This is a genomic window from Paenibacillus xylaniclasticus (assembly GCF_004001065.1).
In the GTDB taxonomy this organism is placed as follows: domain Bacteria; phylum Bacillota; class Bacilli; order Paenibacillales; family Paenibacillaceae; genus Paenibacillus_T; species Paenibacillus_T xylaniclasticus.
The window spans coordinates 60,711-84,289 of the sequence record NZ_BIML01000017.1 but is presented as its reverse complement, the minus strand read 5'-3'; the positions used below and the strand labels follow the sequence as shown (position 1 = coordinate 84,289).

The following is a 23,579-nucleotide window of genomic DNA, read 5'->3' as shown; positions in this document are numbered from 1 at the left end:
AGATGAGAATCATTGGAGGGAGAAGCGGATGGCCGAAAGGACGATTTTCGCATATTTTCATACGCCGAATCAGGCAGAGAAGGCGGTTGAACGGCTGAGGTCGCTCAAGCTGATCGATTACGGAATTGAACGGATCGACGGCTATGCCGGGCCTGGATATCAAAGCTTAGACAGGGTTGGTTCTACGATTACGGCTGATTTCGTCGGACTGGGCCGGCTGACGCTAGGCGGCGATTTTGATGATCCCGATGCCGGCATTCTGAACGCCGCCAGCGTGAGCGCGAGCGGTTACAGCTCGGGAGGACCGGATAACCGAGTAACGGGCCGAGACATAATGCTGGTTGCAATTGTGGCGGAGGAAGATTACGAGCGCGGTGAACAGATCGTACGGGAAGAGGGCGCATTATAAGTAGGGAAAAAGCCGTTGGTCGACCGGATTGGCAGCCAACGGCTTTCTTTATGATGTGTCAATTTAGCACACGAAGATCATGATGGACCCAAAAATCATCAGGGCTTGCAAACAACGAATAGACACTACGGCAGAAGGGGAAGAGGCAAGCTCGCCTACAAGTATGATAGAGGGAATCAACATTGAGGATATTAAAAGCTCGTTGAAGCAGAATGCAATAAGCTCTGCCGCTGCAACGTATTCTGACGGAGTGATGAACATTGAGGAGCACAAGAAGAATGCCGGCTTAATCGTCGCTGGAACGGCCATTTCACAAGAGTTTCCGTCAAACGCTACTGTTGCGACAAAGGTAAAAGTAACGAAAACAATGAAGGGTAAGAAACTGGACGAAATTATCATTTACCAATTAGGGACTAAAGTGATGAGGAGGTACTTACGCCTGGTGAGGAATATTATTTATTTCTAGGCAAGCAGACGGACGGTCTAGAAAATACCTATTATATTAAAGGAGGGATTCAAGGGCATCATCGCGGGACCCTCCAATTCAAGATAGTATTATTTTACATTTAAGTCGTTGTTGGATCAATCGAGTGCATTCGACATTATCTTATCTAGTACACGTTGACGTTTTCCAAATATGAGAATACTATAATAGTGTTACTGTTTGAGAAAGTTTCATAAGTTGTTTTGTTCTGCATGAATATACCTTTATATCATGACAGCTATGAGTTACTTTAATAGACAGAGCGCAGCTTATAGAAGTGGAACCAATCGCCCTAGCAAAGGAGTAACTACAATGAATCATGATTACAATCAACAGGGTTTTCAATCCTATCCGCCGCCGCCACCGCCGTACAACCCTTATCCACCGAAGACGAACGGCAAGTCGATCGCAGCTCTTGTACTAGGCATTCTATCCATTATCATTCCTTATATCGGATTCATTCTTGGCATTATAGCTATTGTTATTGCGCGAAGCTCGCTTAATGAGATTAAAATGAGGGGCGAGCAAGGTAAGGGATTGGCCGTTGCAGGTCTCGTGTGCGGTATTGTCGGCACGGCGCTGTACGCTATCGTCTTGCTCATCCTTATCATCGCAGTAGTTGCTGTTGGTACAAGTCTGTAATTATTGGAAGGGGCTGTCCAGAAAGTCTGTGCAAAGCAGACTGACGGACAGCCCCTTTCTTCAGCTTATTTTGCACTTACAGCCCTTGAGGATGACGATATATCTCGGGGTTGCTCTAAGCAAACCTAGTCCACGACTTCAACGTCTGTGCAACATCGGCGCCTTCGAGAATCATTCGATTAATGTCTTCGTTAATGAGCTGACGGGAGGAGTTCCATTTCTCGTTCAGATAGAAGCCGCTGATCTGCACATGGTCGAGCTCTTTAATATATCGGGACCAGATTGGGTGCTCCGTCATGCCGCTCTGCTCGGCAAGCGACCGCGTGATCGGCAGTGTGAACGCAGACCGGAAAGGGTCTGGGCGCTGCAGAATATAATGGTTGAGAAATTCCCATGCGAGCTGCGGATGATGTGACTTCGATGTGATGCCCGCAGCGCCCATGTAAATCATGTTGTCTTGCTGTCCTCCAGGCATATTCGGCAATCCGACGACGCCGAACCGATTGTCAAAGCCATAGTGAATGCAGTCGCCCGTAAACCAGGTGAATGCAAATACCATCGCAAAGCCCTCATGCAGATTTCCTGCCTCGGAGGGCTCGTCTGGCTTCAGAATCATTCGATGCACACGGTAGGCATCGATAATTTTCTGGAACGCTTCAATAGCCGCAGGCTGATCGATGCTGCCTCTTGCCATGCCGTCCAGCGCGATGCAGCGTCCGCCGTTACGCATAATGAAAGGCTCGAAAAATTCAATATCGACGCCGATGCCAAAGCCGAGCTGCTGGGCGATGCCCTGCTCGTTGCGAATAGTCAACTTCTCCCCTAGCGTCATCATGTCGTCCCAAGTCCAATCTTCGGTCGGATAAGCCAGGTTCGCCCGATCGAATTTCTCTTTATCGTACATAATAAGCGGAACTGCCACATCTACCGGCAGCCCAGGGAGACTGCCGTCCTTGCAGGCGACGCGCATAATACCAGGGTTCAAATCTTCCTGCAGACCAGGTGCCTCATGAACGTATGGCATAAGATCGACGAACATACCGGGACGGTTAAACAGTGACCAGCCGCCTGATTCGATCATGTCCGGCGCATCGTCGGCGTCGAACGCCTGCAGCGATTCAAAATGGTCTGCCACTTGCTCGACAATAATTCGTACATTTGGATGGAGGCGCTCGAACGATGCGATCGCATCGTTAACGTTATGAAGATTTTGAAACTCAGTTAAAAATCGAAGCACCGTTACGTCACTCATGGTATCATTGTCCTTCCTCAACATATTGGATAGCTTTCTCCAAGTATTCGATTGCCGCTGCTTCGAATGTCCGGGCCTGCTCTAGCAGCGCTGCATAAGCTTTGCATTGCTCCGTCGACAGGATCTCCGCGATCCTTACGAATGGTACAGCTGCGCTTAGCTTCTTAAGCGCTTCGGCTGCCTGCTCATACGCCTCGGAAGCTAGCAAGGTAAGCCGCATCGCTTCACCTTCGAACGGCACAGTTCGCAAATACTGAGCCGCATAGACTCTCGCATCCGCGTATACAGCGGCCAGTTGACCAAGACCGTACCGATTCGGCGGCTTATCCGGCCCTCCGAGCACATGCTCTATCCAGCGCTCATAAGCGGCTAGCCCGGTCGTATATGACAGGTAGGTCGTCATCGGGCAATAGCCCCATCGATTCTTCGCATACGTGATCGCGAAACGAATAGCTTGCTCCGCTTCACGGCTGCGGTGCGTACGCATGCTGACCGAGTCTAACTGGCGCGGGACATTCGGCGAGATGGACTCATGCTTACCGTCGACCGCAGCGAGAAAGCGGACGGGGTTATTCGCGATATCCTCGTAAGAGAGTGTCTTGCCGCCAGGCTTTAAGATGTCGGTTAGTTGAACCGTCTGCTGATCATCGTCGTAACCGTAAATAAGCGACCATTCATGCACATAAGGACGCGATACGGTCGTGTCGAAGTAGAGCACGGGCTTACCGAGATCAATATACTTTCGAATGAATGGAATAACGGCCTCCTCGATTGGCAGCACGACTGGAAACCGTTCGACGGCGCCCAGCAATGGAACTGGCTTGTTCGACAGCTGGCCGCACAGCAGTGTCGATTCGTAACCAAGCTGCTTAAGCAGTTGCTGGACGGTTTGGCGCCAATCGAACATGTAGATACCGTCTGCGAATGTCGTTCGATCTGAGATCTGCATCCGGAATGCGAAGCCGGATATGCCCATCAGCTCGGCTGTATCCCGTCGGTCGCCAAGTGCGGTCAGCATGTGGCCGATTCGGTCTATTAATGTGATTGATGTCGAAGCATGAGGTGGCCAATCTGGCAAATTAAGCTGCTTTCTCTTGATCACAGCGCTTCCTCCTTTCTCGGGCACAAGACCTAGGGAAGCGCGGACCTGCTCGTTACGCAGTTTCTGGCGGGACCTGTGAATATACGTGTAGATGGAGCCGGTCGTCATTTGATACATAGATGCAATCTCATCTGGGGTCAGCTGCCGGAAGAAGTAAGCTTCGAATATGCTGCGCTCCTTCTTCGTCAGACAGTGCAGCAGCGCGTGGATCGTTTCGTACATTTCTTTGCGCATGAGATGCTCGGCCGGATCATTCTCGTTGCCAGACGCTGCCTTGGCTGCAGACCGTGTAAGATGGTACAAGATGCTGTCCAGATCGCTCCATTCGATGTGGCTGCTGTCCGCCTCGATGGGTCTAAATGCGGCCAGCGGCTTTTCATGCTTGTACGGACCTCCTCGGCGCATGCGCATATAGGCTTGATTTCGTACGATTCGGTGCAGCCATGACAGAAACCGGCTGGAGTCTTGCAGCGTACCAATATGCAGGAAGGCGCGAATAAGCGCGTCCTGAACAATATCGTCGGCCATATGAGGATCGCCGGTGATCCGCTCGGCCCAGCCCTTCGCACGATGTCGATGCTGCTCGATTAGCTCCCCGAACGCTTCGGTATCACCCTGCCGTGCCCGTTCGGCGAGCTCTCTGCTGCGCTGCTCCTCGGCAGCTTCCTGCTGACTCGATTGAATGGCTGCACCGTCTAATTGGTAAATTTCCATGTCCGCCCTCCGCAGCTTAACTCGTCTTTGCCCTATAGGAAGAGTGATGCCTGTCGCTGTAACGATTTGAACAATTTAAAGAAAAAAATAATAATAACATTTGAAATGCAGGGAATATTAAGTAAATTATACGAATAGGCGACTATTTGTGCCAAGAAAATATGTGGGAGCATTCGAAACCTTTCGACAGATCAGAGCGTCTGCATTAAGGAGAACTGTTCTTATGACATTGATCGATCAAATGTGCAGAGGGAGAGGATGGCCATTTCTTACGTTCTAGCATTCGCCATATCGTTCCTAATTGTGTACGTCTTAATTCCGCCGCTTGGGAAGCTGGCGTTCCGTCTAGATTTTGTGGACAAGCCCCGTGCGGACGTCGAACGTAAAATTCATCGCCAGCCGATACCGCTAACGGCCAGCTATGCCATTTTTATCGGATTTATTGCGACTTATTTTATTTATGTTCGCGGGTTTACGGTACAGACTGGCGCGATCATCGCAGGCTCATTGCTGCTGCTGACGATTGGAACGGTGGATGATTGGTACAAAACGAAAGGCAAAGACTTTCCTTCACTGCCGAAGTTTCTCGTTCAAGTGTCGGCGGCCGTACTCGTGTATGCGTCCGGCATTAAATTTCACGGATTCGAAAATCCGCTGACGGGCCAATTCCTCAATTTTCCGGAGTGGCTGCAATTTACGCTTTCCATTCTATGGATATTTGGCGTAACGACGGTTATTAACTTCTCCGATGGCATGGATGGACTGGCTGGCGGCTTGTCGGCGATTTCGGCAGGTACGCTGTTCGTCGTGGCGCTGGCGATGGGCCAGAGCGAATCGGCAATGATGGCGATCATTCTGGTTGGCGTGACGGTCGCGTATTTAAGGTATAATAAGCCTCCGGCGAAAGTGTTCATGGGCGATGCGGGAGCAACGTTCCTTGGCTTCATTCTCGCGGTTATAGCGCTCGACGGCGCATTCAAGCAGGCGACAGTGCTGTCGATCTTTATCCCGATACTGGCGCTCGGCGTACCGATCTTCGACAATTTGTTCGTTGTGGCTAGGCGTCCTGTCCAAGGCAAGCCGATTTATCAGGCGGATGCGAGCCAAGCGCATTACCGGCTGCTGCGAACGGGGCTGAATCCAAAGCAGGTCGTGCTGTTTCTCTATCTGGTCAGCAGCTGCCTCAGCTTGTTTTCCATTATTTTGTTGCTGCTTCAGCAGCAGTGAGAACGAAACTTCATTATATTATGGCTGTATAAGGCTGTAACTGCTGCCGCTTGGCATGCTGTTGCAGTCTTTTTTTGGCAGAAGTAGAGCCGATTGTGCCATCATATACGTCTAATGGTATAGAGAGCTCAAAAGAAACGTGGGTGATTGATCATTATCGAACTTGTGAAGCGGGCACAGCAGGGCGATGAAGAGGCTTATGTTGAGCTGTTTGGACAGCATGAGGCGCACATCTATCGAACAGCATATGTGTATTTGGGCAATCAGGAGGATGCGCTCGATGTCGTGCAAGAGACAGCGTATCGGTCGTTCAAGTCGATCGGTAGACTCAAGGAGCCGCAGTACTTCCGGACATGGCTCATTAAGATTGCGATAAGCTGCTCAATCGATTTGCTGCGCAAACGGAATAAGGAAGCTCAATGGCGATCAGAGTATTGGACGGATTTAAAAGCCGGCGACGACGGGGATTTGCCGCTGGCGATATCTTTGAAGGATATGATCGAGACGTTGGATGAGGAAGAGAAGCATGTCGTTATCTTACGATTTTATTATGATATGACGATTCGAGAGGCGGCTGAGCTGCTGCGCATTCCGCTTGGCACGGGCAAGACCTTGTTATATCGGGCGCTGCGCAAGCTTAGGATACGTGTAGAGGAGGAAGAAGTCTATGGCGGATAAGAACAGGCTGAGCCAGGAGCTCTCTATGATCCCGCTGCCGGCTCAATTAGGGGAACGTAGCCGGCTTGGTATTCGGCAGGCCGTGCAAGAGAGGCAGGAAGGGCTGCGCAGCCAAAGACGCAGACGGTTTACTCGAATGTCAGCAGCAACGGCGGTTATAGCCCTGTGCGTCGGGGGAGCAGCGCTCGCCGATGAGGCGAAAGTATGGGCGGCGGTGCAGAAGGTGCTGCAGTATGTACCGGGTATAGGCGTTATGAAGGAGGAAGAAGCAAGGGCCGATCGGTATGTGCTGCGGAAGCCGATCGCACTGACAGTCAGGGATGGCTCTGTAACGATATTAGGGATGATGTCCGATGAGCGGTCTACTGTGATTAGAATGACGGGAAGTAACAAGAATGCTCTCCATTCTTATGTAAAATTAGTGGATGGGCAGGGAGAGGCTTATGACTTGGATATTAGAATGTCTAACTCCACCGATCATGAATGGACAGCGCAATATGAATATCAAGGAAAGCTTGATGCCAGTGGTCCACTGAAGCTTATTCTATTTAACAGTCTTGGCTCAAGCTTGCCCGCAATGGAAGTGCCGGTGACGTTGGACAAGGCTGAGCGCTATGACAGCTACACGGCATTAGGGGCTACTCAGACGGTCAACGGCGTAACGATCACGGCCATTACAGATCGAGCAGGGGATAAAGCGAAAGTGTCGTTAATATCGGAGCATGCCTTAGACTTTGAGATTAGTGATTATGGAATTAACGGAGTCGATATGCACGATGAAAGCTTGAAATTATTCTTAACGGATACATCCGGCACCAAGGTGGATATTGAGAAGCTGATGACTATGGCCGCTCCGGCTAATGAGTTCGTCTTCAAGCTGCCTGCAAATGGCGAATCGGATCCATTGACTCTGACCATTCCGGAGATAAGTGTCACGTACTCGGATACGGCATCGATTGAACTCGCGATTGAGACTAACGATCATCTGAACAAGACGTTCGAGTTGGCTGGATTCCCGGTGACAGTGACCAAGACCGAGAAAGTATCGGATCGTAAATTCAGAGCGTATTTTGACTTCTATTATGATGAGAATGCGCCGTCGTCCCTGTATTATTTCTCACTCGATCGTAACAATATGGTCCAACTGCAAGAAGAAACAGGCGTGTTTGAGTTTATTGAAGTTGCAGTAGCACCCGACAGTAAGACGATACAATTGGATTTCAGCCGGCCCGGCGTCGTCATAAGAGGCCCATGGACGTTCGAGCTTCCGGTGTCGGCGTTCGAGGCTAGTAGTGAAGGAGATGCATGATGAAGAAGCCTCTTTAAACAGCCGGATTCGGATGATGTGGTGTCATGAATTATCAGTTTATTCACTTTCACTGGAATGAGAAGAACGAAATCGATCATTATGAGGTGTGGTATGTAAAGCATATTCCAATTTCTCCCCTCTAAGTAGGCAGGTTAGATAACATAACCGCTACCTAGAGGGGAATTGTCTATCTAGCTCGTAAAGCTCTTCGTAATCTTGTTCAAGTAAGAGCGGCGAGCGGCGAAGAAATAGAGGCTCTGCATGACGATATAGATGCCTACGACGACAAGTGAATATTGCAATGCGCTCACGGAGAGCAGGTTGCCGAGCGACTTCATGGCGAACATGGTGTGCACGATGCCGACAAGGCAAGGGACGAAGAAGATGATCGCAATCTGCGTCGTGATCGTTCGGCGAATTTCGCCGGTCGTCATTCCGATCCGGTTGAGTGAACGGAATTGTTCGCGGTCTTCCTCTAATTCGGTGAACAGCTTGAAGTAAAGCATGCTGCCGGAGGCGATGAAGAACAGGATGCTGATGAACAGCCCGATGAATAATGTGAGCCCCATCGATTGCTTCGTCTCCTCATACAGTGAAACCCGGTTATCGAACGCGTGTTTCTGGTTCTCGGGAACGAGTGCTTCAATTTTTGCTGTCGTATTGCCTGTGGATAACCAGTTGCTTGGCTCGAAGCCGTATACGGCGAATTTCTGATCGTCTGGTACAGCCTGCATAATCTGTTCATACTGTGCAGTATCGACGACGAGCAGCTCAGTCGCCGTGCTTCTCGAATAAGCGATCGCTCCCTCGTTTACTTGACGATCCATCGTGAGGGATAGCTCAAGAGTCCCTTCGTTTACTTTGACTTGATGAGGCTTGTTGGTCTCGATGAATGATTTTGTTATACCGATGTACGGAAGGACATATACCGCATGCCCTGGCTCCACTTGAAGAATCGGCCGGGAGCGGTGAAGCTTCTGTCCATAATTGTTGTAATCCTCTTCAGATATAATCAAGACATCGGCCGTTGCTGGTCTTCGTCCGATGACAGGAAGCTCAGCCGGGGCGCCGACAAGCTCTACCTCGTAGGCAAGCTTAACGTCATCCTCCTTGAAGATAGCACGTACCTTCTCAGGATCGAGAACCTCGTGCTTATTTACGCCCCTCTCATAGTAGGATATTGTTTGCGGCACCGTGTCCAGCAGCTGCTCCTTCGCGCTGAGGAAGAAGACGTAGAACGTACCTGAGGCTGTCAGAATGACGGCGCTCATGACGGAAACAGCGAACAGAATGCGCGCATTATCTTTCATTTTGAACACGAGCTGGGAGATCGTCATTAGGTTCGTCTGTTTGTAGTAAAGCGATTTTCTACGCTGCAGCCACCGGAATATGATCACGCTCGCTTGGGTGAACAAGAAAAACGTGCCGATCACTACGAGTGCAACGACGGGCAGCATATAGATCATGGCATTCGTCAGTCTCATCGTGTATGCCATGTAGTAGCCTGCGCCTAAGCAGCAAATCGACAGCAGCACGAGCCAAGGCGATGCAAGGGGAGGTGACTTCGGCTTCTTGGAAGCTCTGAGCAGGTCAATGATCTGGCTTCTTCCGACCTGGAAGAGCGTGACGAGCGTAATGACCAGAAACAGAATAAAAAATCCGATCGACGTAAGCAACAGCGCTTTTCCTGGAATAAGGAAGCGGATTGGCTCCTCCATATCGAGTATATTCGACAGAGCCATAAAGAACAGCTTAAGGAACAGGGCGCCGAACGCAATACCGGTTCCGATGGCGAGCAGCGATGTCGCAATATTTTCGTACAGTACCATTTTTCGCATCTGCCCCTTCGTCATGCCGAACAACGAGAGCAGGCCGAATTCCTTCTTCCTCGATTTGAGGAACGCTGACATCGAATATAGAACGAAGACGAACGAGAAAATAACGATAATATATTCGCAGAACATCATGCCGGAGCGTACACCTTTAGCCGCATGAATGTGCCCATTAACAACATCCGGGTGAAAAATGAAAGCAGCATAGATAAAGAAAATCATGACCGAAAATACGCTGCTTAAGAAATAGGCGACGTATTGGTGCCAATTGCCCGGAACGTTCTTAATTGCGAACTGTCGAAAGTTCATCGAAATTCCCTCCCAACACACTCAGCGAATCGAGAATTTGCTGGAAGAACGCCTGCCGGTTCGTGCCACGTCGAATTTCCGAGAAGAACGCCCCGTCCTTTATAAACACAATGCGTTTGCAGTAGCTGGCGGCAAAAGGATCGTGCGTCACCATCATAATCGTGGCGCCCATCTGTTCATTCAAGTCCTTCAGCGAGTCCATGACATCCTTAGCTGCCTTCGAGTCGAGGTTGCCGGTCAGCTCGTCCGCCAGCAGAATTGCCGGCTGATGAATCATCGCCCGTGCGATGGCCGCCCGCTGCTTCTGGCCGCCGGATACTTCGTACGTCCGCTTATCGAGAATGGAGGTGATGCCAAGCAGTTCTGCGCTTTGTTGCAGCCGTTTCTCGATTTCTTTGATATTGGTATTGTCGAGTACGAGAGGCAGAATGATGTTTTCTTTGATCGACAACGTGTCAAGCAGATTGAAGTCCTGGAAAATAAACCCAAGCTCTCTCCGGCGGAACAGCGCCAGCTTCTTGTCGTTGAGCATGGCTGGATCGACGCCGCCGATCTCCACCTTGCCGGACGTTGCTTTATCGATGGTAGCGAGAATGTTGAGCAGCGTCGTTTTGCCGCTTCCTGACGGGCCCATGACTCCGACGAATTCGCCCTTTTGAATGTCGAGATCGATGTCGCTTAGCGCCCGGTACAGCATTTTACCTTTAGATCCGTATACTTTCGTTAGCCCTTGGGCTTTTAATACGCTCATTGGGATTCCCTCCGCTTAGGTTACTAGTATGGCTGGTTATTGCAGCAACTATGTTATGTTCATAGTATAGGCGAGAGGGAGCGGCGGTTTGAATTGATTTACCTTTCAGGTTGGCCTTTGAAGCTTACAATCTTGTCACCTTTATTGCTGCTTGCTTACAGCCTCGGTCGGTTACATCACCAGTCCTTGATGAATGGCATCGCTGCGAAAATGTATCGTAACCGTCGTTCCGCGGCCAAGCTCCGACTCAATGGAGATTTCATGACCGAGCCGGCTGCACACTTCATGAGCAAGATACAGTCCCATGCCGGTCGACTCCTCGATCAACCTGCCGTTCTCACCGGTAAAGAAAGGATCGAACACCCTTACTAGATCGTGCTCTGCAATGCCGATGCCTTCGTCCGTCACCGATAAGGTGCAGCCTCCTCCTGGCAGTTGCTTCGTCTCGAACAGCAGCGTTTTGCTGCCTGGCTTGTTCTTCGAATATTTGATGGCGTTCGTCATGAGCTGATTCAGCACAAAGGTCAGCCATTTGGCATCCGTCTCGACGAACATATCGCTGCCTTCGACACGCGGAAAAATGGACGTCCGGATGCACGCCTTCTTATGGCCGTTAATTACTTGGCGGATAAGAGGAAGGAGTTGAATGCGCTCGATTCTAACATCCATGCGGAATTGATCGAGCCGTGCGGTGTGGAGCATCATTTCCAGCCCCCGGGATATGCGGTCGAGCTCCTCTTGGATGCTGCTGTGCAGCATTCGGCTAGCGGTGGTTTCATTCTCGGCGATCTGCTGCTCCGCGGCCTGCTGCAAAAGCAGGTCAATAACCGATACCGGCGTCTTCATATGGTGAACCCATTGGTTCGTAAAATGCAGATGGTGTTCCCGTTGGCGGCGATAATCTGCAAGCTCGTCCGAGAATGCTTTGTGCTGATGCTCCAGCAATCGCTGCACTGTCTGCTGCTCACAGGTAACGCCATCCTGTACGCGTACAATGGACACGATGGTCGGATTCTCCTCAGCGAGCATCTCGGCAACCTGTCGGTAATACGGCCGCTGACGAGCATAATCCCAGGCAAGCCAGCCAACGATGACGACCGAAGCTAGTAGAGCCATATATAAGAGATTACTCATGCTAGGCATCGCGCCGCGTCCGGAATCTAGTAAGATGATGAGCAGGATGAAGGCGAGCGCCAAGTAAAATGATGCGATATAAGGCAGCCTGTCGAGCAGAAACGATTGAATGGTGAAGATCCGCGGAGCTGAAGGCTGAGTATGCTGCTGATGCTTGGGCGGCGAATGCCGCGGCGGTTCATACCGGGACATCGAGATTCACTCCTTGGATGATGTGGTCAGCGGCGGATGACGCTGTATGCGGATTACGCGTACTGCGACAGGTCGAGCCGATAGCCTTGTCCGCGAACGGTCTCGATCACTTTCGGCAGGCCAAGCTCTTCCAGCTTCTTGCGTACCCGCGTGACATTGACATTCAGCGTATTGTCATCGACGAAATGGACGCTGTCCCACAGTGCTTCAAGCAGCTCATCCCGGCTTACGATTCGGCCAGCCTTAGCGAGCAGTGACGCGAGCAGAAGGCACTCGTTGCGGGAAAGGTCGGTCTGCCGGCCATTCCATTCGACAATGTTACGGGCGCGGTCAAGCTTTAAGCCGTTCGATTGGAGCTCATCCGTACCTGAAGCTGGGGCAGCGTACTCTCCATATGCGCGACGGAGGGCGCTTTTTATTTTGGCCATGACGACATCCAGATGGAACGGCTTCGTCATATAATCGTCACCGCCATTCTCGATTGCCATGACCTGATCCATATCGCCGACCCGGGCAGATAAGAAGATGATCGGCACATTGGACACTGTTCGAATCTGACGGCACCAGTAAAATCCGTCGAAGTGCGGCAGGTTAATGTCGAGCAGCACGAGGTCCGGCTTCGTCTCCACGAACTCTTGCTTCAGCTCGCGGAATCGCGCTGCGCGGATAACCTCATAGCCGTAACGTTCGATATATTGCTGAAGAATCGAAGCGATTTTGTCATCGTCCTCGATAATCATAATGCGGTACATAGCGTGTCGCCCCCCTCACTCATGTCAAAATATAGGGTATCCTATAATGCTAGTGCTGGCAACTTGGAGTAGGTCCGAAGAGGGAGAGACGTGAACAGGTGTCTATGGCAAGAGGGCAGTGTTCGAGTGTAGCAGAGGCATAGGTGCTGAAAGGTACCTAATTGACGGGAGCGGGAATCGCCGGCGGCCGGCAACGACTGGCTGCAGTGAAATCTCAGCATCGCGGAATTTGCAGCGGTCGGTCGTCGAAATCGCTGTATTGCGGAATCCGCAGCCGCCGATGGCCAGCGAGGTTGCTGCATCGTATGCATAAATTTGTTACCGGAGCATTATACCGAGACGGTCTTGAAGTAACGGTACACCTTATCAAGCTTCTTCTGCTGCTGTCCGTTCGGCTTTTCCATGCTGCCGAATTCGAAAAACTTGACCTTGCGGATGCCGACATATCGGAACAGTGCCCTGCGCATGAGTACCTTATGGGCGTTGTTTAGCCAATAAAGAGGATAGAATGTAGGGCCTTTCATAGTGGAGATGCAGACAACCGATTTACCCTTGAGCAGTCCTTCCGGCAGCAAATGCTTCGTATCCCGGAAAGCGAAATTCGATGCAAACATCTGGTCAATGTAACCGAGCAGCATAGCCGGAGGGCGGCCCCACCAGATCGGGTAGACGAATACGATTTTGTCGGCCCATAACAGTTGTTCCCGGTATTGCTGTAGTGCGGGGTCTTTATGCATATCCCGTCGTCGTTTGGTCTCGTTGAATACGAGCACCGGGTTGAACGATTCGGCATACAGATCGAGTACTTGGACATCATTCACACGAGCATTGTCGCTGCAGCCTTGGATCACCTTCTGCAGGAAGGCATAGCTTAAACTATTATGATTCGGATGGGTATAAATAACGAGTATATTCATCGGATGGGCTCACCTCTTTAGTTATCTTTTGATAATTAAAACCTTATCACGCGGACAAAATGGTTGTCAAATGATAATTGTTATATGATAAATATTTTGATATCTTAACGGGGAGAGGGTGAGACTAATGGACCAGCACAAAGCGCTATTTTACGAGATGGTATCGTTCGTCACATCCGTTCATCAGACGCTGTACGAGATGAAGCGGGACCTGCCGCTGGGCGATATTACACCGGTTCAATATGGGATACTGGAGTACATAGCCGTATCGCAGCCTGTGACGTTGAGCGAAATTAGCAATTGCCTGCATATATCAATGCCGAACACGAGCCGTGAATTGAAGAAGCTGACGGATAAAGGCATGTGTCAGAAGTCTGAAGCGGAGGAGGACAAGCGCAAGCAATACATTCGATTGTCTCCGACAGGACAGCAGTTTATGGACGATGCGTTCGCGCATATGAAGCGGGAATTTCTGGGCCGAATCGGACCGGCTTCCGACGAGGAGCTGGAGCAACTGAAGAAGGCGATGGAGCTGTTGAGGACGAGGGTGTTCGAAATCTAGGAGTAGATAAAATAAGCTGACTAACGGCTAACCGTTATCAGCTTTTTATTTTGGATGCTAAGTGCGAGGCTTGGCTTCTCATATAGAGCAGGTTCCATCGATGACCGTCCAGATCTGAGAATCCGGCGCCGTACATTCCGTCATGATCATGCGGTCTGCTAAATACGATTCCTCCGGCCTCCTCTACTATATTGGATAACGAATAACAGTATGGTCAAATTTGGAGAAAGAGTGAACGAGTAGGCTGTATAATGCAACTATATCTTTAAGAAGTCGTCTATTTAAATGAAATGAGACAGACATTTGGGAGAAAGGAGCCGCGTAGCTATAATCATGTCGAGAGCACAGCTTGTAGGGCTAGGAATCACAGCGGTGCTGCTTGCGAGCGCCTGCCAGAATGAGAGGCACGGGCCGCCTGGCGGCAGTGATGGCGGGCTGGGGGCCATGCCAGCGTCAACCGTTGTGATAGATCACACGACAGGTAAAGAGTCGGTGGCGCAACCAAAGCAGCAGGAGAGTGAAAGGGAGATCCCCATCGATTCACCTAGGCTGATCGCGGAAGGTACGGCTGAGGCCAGCGGAGGGGAGACGATCGTTAGAGTATGGCTCAAGTCTGGCAAGCAGATGACAGATGATACCCCGGGACCGTTCCAAGGTACGTTCCTGTATGGGGCATTCGTGATAGAGGCCGTTACGGCGGATGGGAAGACGCTGCCGGGAATGCCGCTTAACGACGTGTTCAGCCATTACGGAACGGTTAGTTTTAAGGCACAGGAGCCGTTCGAGCTGTTGTTTGATGATTACAACGCAGATGGTAATCCGGATTTTACAATTGGCCAGTGGGCGGGCAGCAATGGCAATGAATATGCTATGGTGACGGTGGACGAGGATGGTCTGCATATACTGACAATTTTATATTCGGCAGACCACCGCGGTTCAATCCGGTACCCTAAAGTGGACAATACGGCCTTCTTGAATAAATATTACGATATAGAAACGGGATATAAAGATGTCATCTACCGCTGGCGAGATGGTGAATTTGCAGCCGAGGCTCCGACCCATTCGCAAGAGGCTGGCTCGGCAGGTGTAGAAGATCAGAAGTAGATTACGGTGAAGGGAATGTCTATAACAACTGCAAGGGAGGCTAAATGCTATGGCAGTCCATCGTATTTACCCCGATCAAGACAGTATGTATGGAACGGTATCGGCTGAATTCAAGCCAGTAGTGACGATTCAATCTGGGGATTCGGTTCAATATTCCTTGTTTGACGCCGGATGGGGTACTTCTTCTTCCGAGGGTCAGCGATTTAAGCCTTACGAGCGCCGTCCGGAGATTGATCTTGGACATGCGTTATGCGGTCCTGTCTATATTAACGGGGCAAGGAAAGGAATGACGCTGGAGGTACGGATTGACGAGCTTATCCCAGGTCCGTACGGCTTCACCGCTGCTGGACAATATCCAAACTGGCAGAACCGGATGCTCGGATTAACCGAGTATGAAGAAATCGTTCTAGAATGGAAGCTGGATTCCGTTACTCGTGTTGGCTGGACGACGATCAAGGATCGAGCGTTCTCCGTTGGACTACGTCCGTTTCTCGGCTTTTTGGGCATGCCTCCTGAGGAGAGTGGAATTCATTCCACCTGGCCGCCTCGCTTCAGTGGAGGCAATATCGATTGTAAAGAGCTGACCGTCGGAAGTCGTCTATATTTGCCGATTTCGGTGGATGGCGCATATTTCTTCGCCGGTGATGGGCATGCGACGCAGGGCGACGGTGAGATAAGCTGCCAGGCAATAGAATGTCCGATGGAGTCTGCTCGACTGACGTTCCAGGTCCATGAGGATATGCCGCTCACACTGCCTATAGCGAATACAGACATCGGTTGGATTACATTTGGATTTCATGAAGATTTGAATGAGGCAACCGTACAGGCGATGGATGGAATGCTGAATCTGATGGGCAGGCTGTATGGCTTGAATCGAGTGGAGGCTATTGCGCTAGGGAGTGCGGTTGTCGATCTGCGTATTACGCAGGTCGTCAACGGTGTCAAAGGCGTTCACGCCGTACTGCCCCATCATGCTTTGCATTCTGAAATGTCTTAACGAGACTGGCCAATAGTCAGGAGAAAATGATGCGGCTCAATTATGTATAAATCAAGTCGAGGCTCAAGCCGGGAATCCATAATGGATATCCCGGCTTTTTTGCTGCTGTGGCTTAGAGGTTCATTCTTTATCCATGCAATCAAAACGTAATATGACAAGACGAGTGAGTCCTGTTCTATTTTGCAGCTTCTGAAATAGTAGTTATCAAATAGAGCTTCCATGCTGAGAGTAGTTAGCCTACGTGGAGATCCATTGATGGGATTGGCTCGTTGAATCCGATTGCTACGGGAGTGGAGACCATGAAGGATTATTTGGCGATCAAATGGCGCAGACGGTTTATTCGGCTTACCGTTCTGGCCGTCATTGTCTTGCTAATGTGGTCCGGGGCGCCGAGGACGTGGGAGGTGGCCTACAGTCTTCTCGGTCTTGCCTTGAATCTCGTATTCGCCATGCTGTTCATGATCGTCCAGTTCGTGGCGCTGTTCTGGTTTCTGGCGCGAGGGCGAACGTATTGGATTTTGCCTGGCGAGACGGGCTCCACCTGGGATGATTACCGCGGCAATCCTGAAATCGTCGAGAATGCGAAGCGAATCGTAACGCTGCTGCGCGGTGTGAAATCGTTCAAAGCGATGGGCGGCGAGGCGGTGCGCGGACTGTTGCTCTGCGGTCCGCCGGGCACTGGTAAGTCGTATTTGGCCCAGGTTATCGCCAATGAGGCGCAGGTTCCGTTCGCTTACGCCTCAGCACCGAGCTTTCAGAACATGTTTTTCGGCGTCGGCAACTTGAAGGTGATGAACCTCTATAAGAAAGCACGTAAGCTCGCGCGCATCTATGGGGCCTGTATTATTTTTATTGACGAGATTGACGCCATCGGCATGAAGCGGCAGAGTGGCGGAGGTCCGGGAATGCTCGGGGGTATGATGGGGATGGGCGGAGCTGGATTGTTGAACGAGCTGCTGCTGCAGATGGACCCGCCGAATGTCGATAATAGCACAATCGCCAAGCTGCTTCGCTCGGTCGGACTCCGGAGGAAGAAGGCGGAGCGGCCGGCCGTTCTAACGATTGGCGCGACGAATTTGCCGGACGTGCTGGATGATGCGCTGCTGAGACCGGGACGGTTCGACCGGAAGCTGTGGGTCGACTGTCCGGATTTCGATGGACGCGTCGACGTGTTCAGCTACTACTTGAAGAAGGTACGCCGAGGCGTATCGCTGACGCCGGAGCGCGCGGCACTCGACACGGTCGGTTACAGCCCGGCCCAAATTAAGCATATCGTGAATGAAGCGGTCGTCATTGCCCATCAGAGAGGCGGCAAGGTGACTGGTTATGCCGATTTCCGGGTGGCGATGGAGACGTACGAATGGGGGCTTAAGCAGCCGCTTCGATCGATGAGCGAGGATGAGAAGCGGAACGTGGCGTATCATGAGGCTGGGCATGCGGTAGCGCAATATTTGCTCAAGCCGCATGAGCGAGTGTGGAAGGTCACCATTATTCGCCGTGGCGGCGCGCTCGGTCTAGCGGCAACGAAGCCAATGAGCGAGCGTTACAACCGAAGCGACAGCGAAATTCTTGCGGCAATCCAGGTCTGTCTGGCAGCGCGGGCGGCTGAGGAGCTGTTCCTAGGCAAAAAGCTTAATGGCGTTACGTCCGATCTTAAGCAGGCAACGGAGCTTGCGGGCGCCTATTTAGGCATCGTCGGTATGGGCGATGAGCTGTTCAGCTGGCTGGCACTAGGCTCCCGAGCAGAGGGGCTTCGGGCGCTCCGGCCGAAAATTAACGAGCTGCTGAACGACCAAATGAATCAGGTGAAGAGTCTGCTCGACACACATGCGGAGTTCGTTCATTTGATTGCGAAGGAGCTGCTTAATCAGGGAGATCTGACAGGTGAGGAGATCGAACGGCTCTACATCGAATTGTATGGTCATGCCCGGCCGGAGCCTCCAGTGGTGAAATCGAGCGCACAGCTCGAGAAGCTTCATCAGAGCGTTCGGACGACTGTGGCGGATGAAGAGCAGCAGAATTGAGACTATTATGTGGAGATTATCACGTAAAGCAGCTTGCGTATCGATCGCAGGCTGCTTTTTCGCGCTGTCATTCCATGAGTTCAGCCTGAACGTTAAAGTATGGAGCTGCTTGAATATTTGTTGGAATCGCTGGACAAAACTAAGCGAGTCCAAACGGTAGAGCTGGCGCGGATGATAGGTGATTTCCCTACCTCCTGCCCTTTTGACGTCGGGGCCGCGTTCCTACAATGGGTGATACAGCTGGAAAAACACGCATTATATTTTCGAAAGAAGGGGTTGTAAACGTGTTTAGAAAGTGGACGGTGCTCCTATTGACCCTCTGCCTCGTGATGGTTGCGGCCGGATGTGGCGGTAAAGACGAAAGTGGAGACAACAATAACGACGGCGGAACGACGAATGCAGGCGGCGGTAAAGTAACGATTAACTTTATGCACTTGTGGCCGGAGGGAGTATCCGCAGGTCAGAACAAGATTGTAAACCAGATTATCAATGAGTATCAGCAGGAGCACACGAACGTTACGATTAAGCAGGAAGTGCTGGACAATGAACAATATAAGAACAAACTGAAGGTACTTTCAGCTTCCAAGCAGCTGCCTGACGTAGGCGTTACTTGGGCAGCAGGCTTCCTGCAGCCTTATGTAGAAGGCAAGCTGTTCGCTCCTGTAGACGATTTGCTCAGCGGTGATCTGAAAGATAAATTTGTAGCCGGCACGACTGAGGCTTACAACATCGACGGCAGCACGTATGCTCTTCCGCTCGAATTCAATATTGCGCCTGTGTATTATAACAAAGCGATTTTCGAGAAATATAACCTGAAGGCGCCTCAAACCTATGCAGAATTCCAAAACATCGTAAAGACGCTTGCAGACAACGGCGTAGCTCCGATTGCGCTCGGGAACAAAGACCGTTGGACAGGCTCGCTCTGGTACATGTATCTGGCTGAACGGTTCGCTGGTCAAGAAACTGTGGCGAAGGCGATCAAGGGCGAGGAGTCGTTCAAAAATGCGGATCTGTTGAAAGCGGCAGGGGAGGTGCAAACACTCGTCGACCAAAAAGCATTCGTCAAAGGCTTCAACGGCCTGTCGAATGAAGAAGCGAAATCCGAGTTTCTGAACGGCAACGCGGCTATGTATCTAATGGGCACCTGGGAGCTGCCGAACTTCACGACGAACGAGGAGATTCCGCAGGACTTCCGCGACAACGTAGGATTCTTCAAATTCCCTGCCGTTGACGGAGGCAAAGGTAATGTAAACAGCTGGGTGGGTGGTCCGGGCGTAGGCCTGTTCGTATCTGAAAACTCGAAGGTGAAGGATGAAGCGAAGAAATTCGTTGAATATTTCGTCACGAAATGGGGCGAGCAATCGGTAACAGGAGCTGGCGTCATTCCGGCTACGAAGGTTGACACGTCAGCAATTCAATTGCCGCAGCTGTACATCGATTTGTTCAACGAAATGAACCAAGCGAGCAGCATAACGCTGTTTGCAGATGTACAGATGAAGGCTAACGCGGCCGAAACGCATCTGAACATGATCCAAGCGCTCTTCGGTAAGGAGACTACACCTGAGAAATTCGCAGAAGAGCATGATGCAGCGATCAAGAAGGGCAGCTGATAACAGCTGAATGATTGTAAGACGCGAGCGGGCTTATCCGGTTCGAAGCACTGGGCAGGCCCGCCCGTTGTATTCCAGTGCGAGGAAAGGAGACGGCTCTAGTGGATAAAGTAATGTCAAATAAGAAAATGATTGCTTTGTATGTGCTGCCTTCTCTCATTTTGATCTTAGCCATTGTCTATATTCCGATCGTTCTTACAGGCTACTACGGCCTGAATGAGTGGAACGGTATCGGACCTATGAAGTTTGTCGGTCTCGATAACTATACGACGCTGATGAAGGATTCCAAGTTCTGGGACAGCGCGAAGCACTCCCTTCTGCTTGCTGTATTCTCAGCCCTTAGCCTTATTGTGTATCTCGCCATTGCAATGGTGCTTGCCGCTAAGCTCAAAGGAGCCAACCTGTTCCGCAAAATTTATCTGATTCCGATGCTGCTATCGTCAGTTGCAATCGCGCAGCTATGGCTGAAAATTTACCATCCGACAAGCGGTATTATGAATACCTTTCTGGAATCGCTCGGCGTTAATAACCCTCCCGCATGGCTGGCAGAGCCTTCGCTGGTGCTGCTAGCTCTATTTATCCCGATATTGTGGCAGTATGCGGGCTTTTACATTCTCATCTATTACGCCGCACTGAAGAATATCCCGACATCGCTTGAAGAGGCAGCTAAGATCGACGGCGCCACCTCGCTCCAGATCGCATATAAGATTAAGCTTCCGCTCGTGCTGGAAGTGATTAAAGTGACGATCGTTCTTGCGGTTGTCGGCTCGCTTAAATATTTCGACTTGATCTACGTTATGACCGACGGTGGTCCGAACGGTGCGAGTGAGGTAATGGCGTCGTATATGTATCATACGGCATTCCGTGCCTATGACTTCGGCTATGGCAGTGCAATTGGCTTCGCCCTGCTTATTATCTGTCTCGTTGCCACTTGGATTATTCGCAAGCTGACCGTAACGAAAGATACGATTCAATATTCGTAAGGAGGGACGCTTCATGATGTCTGTTGGACAAGCGGACGCGGGGGCGATGAGCCCGAAGGAAGCATCCGCACGCAGAATCGGCTATGTCGTTCTATACATTATCTTGATCGCTGTCGCTGTGCTGCAGCTATTTCCACTCGTATGGCTGCTGTTGTTCTCGCTCAAAAATAATCAGGAGGTGTTCAGTCTTCCCCCGTTCGCTATCCCTACCCATCCTCGCTGGGAGAACTACCGGAAGGTATGGGAAGCGGGAAATATTGATCAGTATTTCATTAACAGCGTGTGGCTGACGGCCGTTTCTACAGCGTTAACGGTTATACTCGCAAGCTTGGTTACTTACGCGATTACCCGTATGAGGTGGAAAGGCAGCTCGCTCGTTCTCGGTCTGTTCATGGTGGCGATGATGATTCCGGTTCACTCGACGCTTATTCCTCTGTTCAGCATGTTTAATCGAGCGAATCTGACCGACTCACCGGTATCGCTTATACTGACGTACGTAGCATTCAACATGCCGATTACGATTATGATTCTGCTGGGCTTCTATTATGCTCTGCCGAAAGAGGTTGAAGAAGCCGCGGTTATTGACGGCTGCTCCGTCAACCGAATGTTTTTCCGCATTGTATTTCCGATGACGAGCTCCGTGCTTGCGACAACGGCGATCATCAACATGATATACAACTGGAACGAATTTATATTCGTCAACACGTTCATCAGCTCTGATACGCTTAAGACGTTGACCGTTGGCGTACAGAACTTCATCGGCCAGTACACGACGGACTGGGGGGCGATTGGTGCGACGCTGATGATCAGTATCTTGCCGATTCTCATTACGTTCCTGTTCTTAAGTGATCGAATCGTTGAAGGTATCGCAGCTGGCTCGGTTAAAGGTTAAGTCATTTATGAGTCATGGCAGCGGTATAAGCTTTAGAGGTAATGCCCAATGAACTTCCTGCTCCGATTATCGTTGGAATAGGAGGTTTTTTAATTTAGAGGCTGCTTTCGCGGTAAGAAGATAATTACAAATAATGTCGGGATGTACATATCTGGAGCTCTATATCATAAAAATAAAACAGACATAAAATTCGGTAACTATGAGGTTGTGGATCAGGATTAGGCTCCCTACGAGAACTCGGGTGAAAGACGATATCAAAACTTATGTAACAAATAGAAACTTTTAGTTATAATATAGTTATCCATACTAATTTATAAGTTCATAGGAGGTTTAACGTTGAATAATCAACCTTTGAATTCTGGTTTCTCTTCGTACAATGAGCCGCCGATCAGAACGAAAACAAGCGGTAAAGCGATTGCGGCCCTTGTTCTAGGCATCGCGGGGCTGGTTCCTTATGTTGGCTTTGTAACTTCTATATTGGCTATTATTTTTAGCTTTCTCTCGTTCAAAGATATTAAGCGTAATGGCATGCAAGGGCGCGGCATGGCGATTGCCGGTCTGATCATCGGGATCATCATGCTGATTCTATACATTATTATGATTATTACAGTTATCTATGTGTTGAACAACTATGATTCACTCCAGGATTATCTGGATTCGATAAAGAATAAAGAAGCCCAGTAACGGGAATAGGCGGCAGGCGTCTCGTATAAGAGAGGCTTGCCGCCTTTTGCATCGTCAAGAATCGTTTATTCCAGCGCCAGCGTCACCGACACCGGACAGTGGTCGCTGCCGAGCACTTGAGTATGAACCTCCGCCTCTGTAATCGCCGGGGCGAGTCTGGCTGAGACGAGAAAGTAATCGATCCGCCAGCCGATATTTCGTTCCCGCACCTTCGGCATGAACGACCACCAGCTGTATACATCGCCCCGGTCCGGGTATAAGTAGCGGAAGGTATCGACAAAACCGGCAGCGAGCAGTTCCGTGAACTTCCCCCGCTCTTCATCGGTAAAGCCGGAGCTGCCGATGTTCGACTTCGCATTCTTAATATCGAGCTCTCGATGAGCGACATTCAGGTCTCCGCACACGACTACAGGCTTCAGCGCATCCAGCTGCAGTAGGTAATGACGGAATCGGTCCTCCCATTCAAGCCGGTAGTCGAGTCTAGACAGGTCGCGCTTTGCATTCGGCGTATAGACATTCACGAGATAGAAGGACTCGAATTCAAGCGTCAATATTCGGCCTTCCTCTTCGAAGTCCTCCTCGATTCCGTATCGTACAGACAGTGGCTTAATCTTCGAGAAGACAGCCGTTCCGGAATAGCCTTTCTTCACGGCGTAGTTCCAATATTGCGAGTAGCTTTCGCCAAGCTCCAGCTCAATCTGCCCTTCCTGAAGCTTCGTCTCCTGCAGACAGAACAGATCAGCGTCCATCTCCCGGAAGTAATCGAGAAAGCCTTTGGTCACGCATGAGCGCAGGCCGTTAACATTCCAAGATACTAGTTTCATTATGGCGTTCTCCTTGCATCGTTTGCTGTATAACCGTTAGTTTAGCACGGATTGCTTCGGGAAGGACAGATTGACGTTTGTATTGAGCGGCTGGACGCCGTATACTGGCGGAAAGAACAGGGGTAGCATGGTTATGCCTGATTCGAGGCGGCTGTATCCGCTGCTGTGGACCGTGCAGCCAGTTGTATGACAGGC

The 23,579-nt window shown here is 50.6% G+C and carries 22 protein-coding genes; 14 read left to right on the top strand and 8 right to left on the bottom strand.

Annotated features, from left to right (window positions below; translation table 11 throughout):
• Positions 1–28 precede the first annotated feature (28 nt).
• The 3 genes from PXY01_RS15545 to PXY01_RS15535 all read left to right on the top strand — a co-directional run bounded on the left by PXY01_RS15545 (position 29) and on the right by PXY01_RS15535 (position 1,535).
• Positions 29–409, top strand: a complete 381-nt coding sequence (locus PXY01_RS15545) for a hypothetical protein (protein ID WP_127570932.1) — start codon at positions 29–31, stop codon at positions 407–409.
• A 79-nt stretch (positions 410–488) separates the two neighbouring features.
• Positions 489–875, top strand: a complete 387-nt coding sequence (locus PXY01_RS15540) for a hypothetical protein (protein ID WP_127570931.1) — start codon at positions 489–491, stop codon at positions 873–875.
• A 330-nt stretch (positions 876–1,205) separates the two neighbouring features.
• The gene (locus PXY01_RS15535; RefSeq protein WP_127570930.1) at positions 1,206–1,535 is read left to right on the top strand and encodes a DUF4190 domain-containing protein; all 330 of its coding nucleotides are present in this window, start codon (positions 1,206–1,208) and stop codon (positions 1,533–1,535) included.
• Positions 1,536–1,650: 115 nt separating this feature from the next.
• On the opposite strand, the gene PXY01_RS15530 is transcribed toward PXY01_RS15535, so the two are convergent.
• Positions 1,651–2,787: an ABC transporter substrate-binding protein gene (locus tag PXY01_RS15530; protein WP_164744449.1), complete on the bottom strand. Its 1,137-nt coding sequence runs from the start codon at positions 2,785–2,787 to the stop codon at positions 1,651–1,653.
• Positions 2,788–2,791: 4 nt separating this feature from the next.
• On the bottom strand, positions 2,792–4,603 hold the full coding sequence (locus tag PXY01_RS15525) for an RNA polymerase sigma factor (RefSeq protein WP_127570928.1): 1,812 nt from the start codon (positions 4,601–4,603) through the stop codon (positions 2,792–2,794).
• Positions 4,604–4,861: 258 nt separating this feature from the next.
• On the opposite strand from PXY01_RS15525, the gene PXY01_RS15520 reads away from it, so the two are divergent.
• From PXY01_RS15520 to PXY01_RS15510, 3 genes are all read left to right on the top strand, one after another.
• Positions 4,862–5,830, top strand: coding sequence for an MraY family glycosyltransferase (locus PXY01_RS15520; protein WP_127570927.1), 969 nt, complete (start codon positions 4,862–4,864; stop codon positions 5,828–5,830).
• Positions 5,831–5,977: 147 nt separating this feature from the next.
• Entirely contained in the window at positions 5,978–6,508 is a 531-nt protein-coding gene (locus tag PXY01_RS15515) for a sigma-70 family RNA polymerase sigma factor (RefSeq protein ID WP_307719387.1), read from the top strand.
• Positions 6,498–7,817 carry a hypothetical protein gene (locus PXY01_RS15510; RefSeq protein ID WP_127570926.1) on the top strand — a complete coding sequence of 440 codons (1,320 nt, stop codon included), beginning with the start codon at positions 6,498–6,500 and terminating at the stop codon, positions 7,815–7,817. Before PXY01_RS15515 ends, PXY01_RS15510 begins: the two co-directional genes overlap by 11 nt.
• A gap of 191 nt (positions 7,818–8,008) precedes the next feature.
• Here the strand turns inward: PXY01_RS15510 and PXY01_RS15505 are convergent, their stop codons facing one another.
• The 5 genes from PXY01_RS15505 to PXY01_RS15485 form a co-directional block, all read right to left on the bottom strand.
• A complete protein-coding gene (locus PXY01_RS15505) occupies positions 8,009–9,958 on the bottom strand; it encodes an ABC transporter permease (RefSeq protein ID WP_127570925.1) in 1,950 nt (649 codons plus the stop codon).
• The gene (locus PXY01_RS15500) at positions 9,933–10,709 is read right to left on the bottom strand and encodes an ABC transporter ATP-binding protein (protein WP_127570924.1); all 777 of its coding nucleotides are present in this window, start codon (positions 10,707–10,709) and stop codon (positions 9,933–9,935) included. Before PXY01_RS15500 ends, PXY01_RS15505 begins: the two co-directional genes overlap by 26 nt.
• Before the next feature lie 171 nt (positions 10,710–10,880).
• Positions 10,881–12,035, bottom strand: coding sequence for a sensor histidine kinase (locus PXY01_RS15495; protein WP_127570923.1), 1,155 nt, complete (start codon positions 12,033–12,035; stop codon positions 10,881–10,883).
• 53 nt (positions 12,036–12,088) lie between these two features.
• Positions 12,089–12,787, bottom strand: a complete 699-nt coding sequence (locus PXY01_RS15490) for a response regulator transcription factor (RefSeq protein ID WP_127570922.1) — start codon at positions 12,785–12,787, stop codon at positions 12,089–12,091.
• A gap of 329 nt (positions 12,788–13,116) precedes the next feature.
• On the bottom strand, positions 13,117–13,704 hold the full coding sequence (locus tag PXY01_RS15485) for an NAD(P)H-dependent oxidoreductase (protein ID WP_127570921.1): 588 nt from the start codon (positions 13,702–13,704) through the stop codon (positions 13,117–13,119).
• Between the two features lie 127 nt (positions 13,705–13,831).
• Here PXY01_RS15485 and PXY01_RS15480 point away from each other — a divergent pair, with 127 nt between their 5' ends.
• The 8 genes from PXY01_RS15480 to PXY01_RS15445 all read left to right on the top strand — a co-directional run bounded on the left by PXY01_RS15480 (position 13,832) and on the right by PXY01_RS15445 (position 22,560).
• On the top strand, positions 13,832–14,266 hold the full coding sequence (locus PXY01_RS15480; RefSeq protein ID WP_127570920.1) for a MarR family winged helix-turn-helix transcriptional regulator: 435 nt from the start codon (positions 13,832–13,834) through the stop codon (positions 14,264–14,266).
• 303 nt (positions 14,267–14,569) lie between these two features.
• Positions 14,570–15,370, top strand: coding sequence for a hypothetical protein (locus PXY01_RS15475; protein WP_127570919.1), 801 nt, complete (start codon positions 14,570–14,572; stop codon positions 15,368–15,370).
• A 49-nt stretch (positions 15,371–15,419) separates the two neighbouring features.
• The gene (locus PXY01_RS15470; RefSeq protein ID WP_127570918.1) at positions 15,420–16,367 is read left to right on the top strand and encodes an acetamidase/formamidase family protein; all 948 of its coding nucleotides are present in this window, start codon (positions 15,420–15,422) and stop codon (positions 16,365–16,367) included.
• Between the two features lie 299 nt (positions 16,368–16,666).
• Positions 16,667–18,391, top strand: a complete 1,725-nt coding sequence (locus tag PXY01_RS15465; protein WP_127570917.1) for an AAA family ATPase — start codon at positions 16,667–16,669, stop codon at positions 18,389–18,391.
• Positions 18,392–18,720: 329 nt separating this feature from the next.
• On the top strand, positions 18,721–20,001 hold the full coding sequence (locus PXY01_RS15460; protein ID WP_373864300.1) for an extracellular solute-binding protein: 1,281 nt from the start codon (positions 18,721–18,723) through the stop codon (positions 19,999–20,001).
• Positions 20,002–20,102: 101 nt separating this feature from the next.
• Positions 20,103–20,984: a carbohydrate ABC transporter permease gene (locus PXY01_RS15455; RefSeq protein WP_127570915.1), complete on the top strand. Its 882-nt coding sequence runs from the start codon at positions 20,103–20,105 to the stop codon at positions 20,982–20,984.
• Between the two features lie 13 nt (positions 20,985–20,997).
• Positions 20,998–21,876: a carbohydrate ABC transporter permease gene (locus PXY01_RS15450; protein ID WP_127570914.1), complete on the top strand. Its 879-nt coding sequence runs from the start codon at positions 20,998–21,000 to the stop codon at positions 21,874–21,876.
• 336 nt (positions 21,877–22,212) lie between these two features.
• Complete coding sequence (locus tag PXY01_RS15445; protein WP_246027963.1) at positions 22,213–22,560, top strand: DUF4190 domain-containing protein; 348 nt, start codon at positions 22,213–22,215, stop codon at positions 22,558–22,560.
• 65 nt (positions 22,561–22,625) lie between these two features.
• On the opposite strand, the gene PXY01_RS15440 is transcribed toward PXY01_RS15445, so the two are convergent.
• The gene (locus tag PXY01_RS15440) at positions 22,626–23,384 is read right to left on the bottom strand and encodes an exodeoxyribonuclease III (protein ID WP_127570912.1); all 759 of its coding nucleotides are present in this window, start codon (positions 23,382–23,384) and stop codon (positions 22,626–22,628) included.
• Between the last annotated feature and the right edge of the window lie 195 nt (positions 23,385–23,579).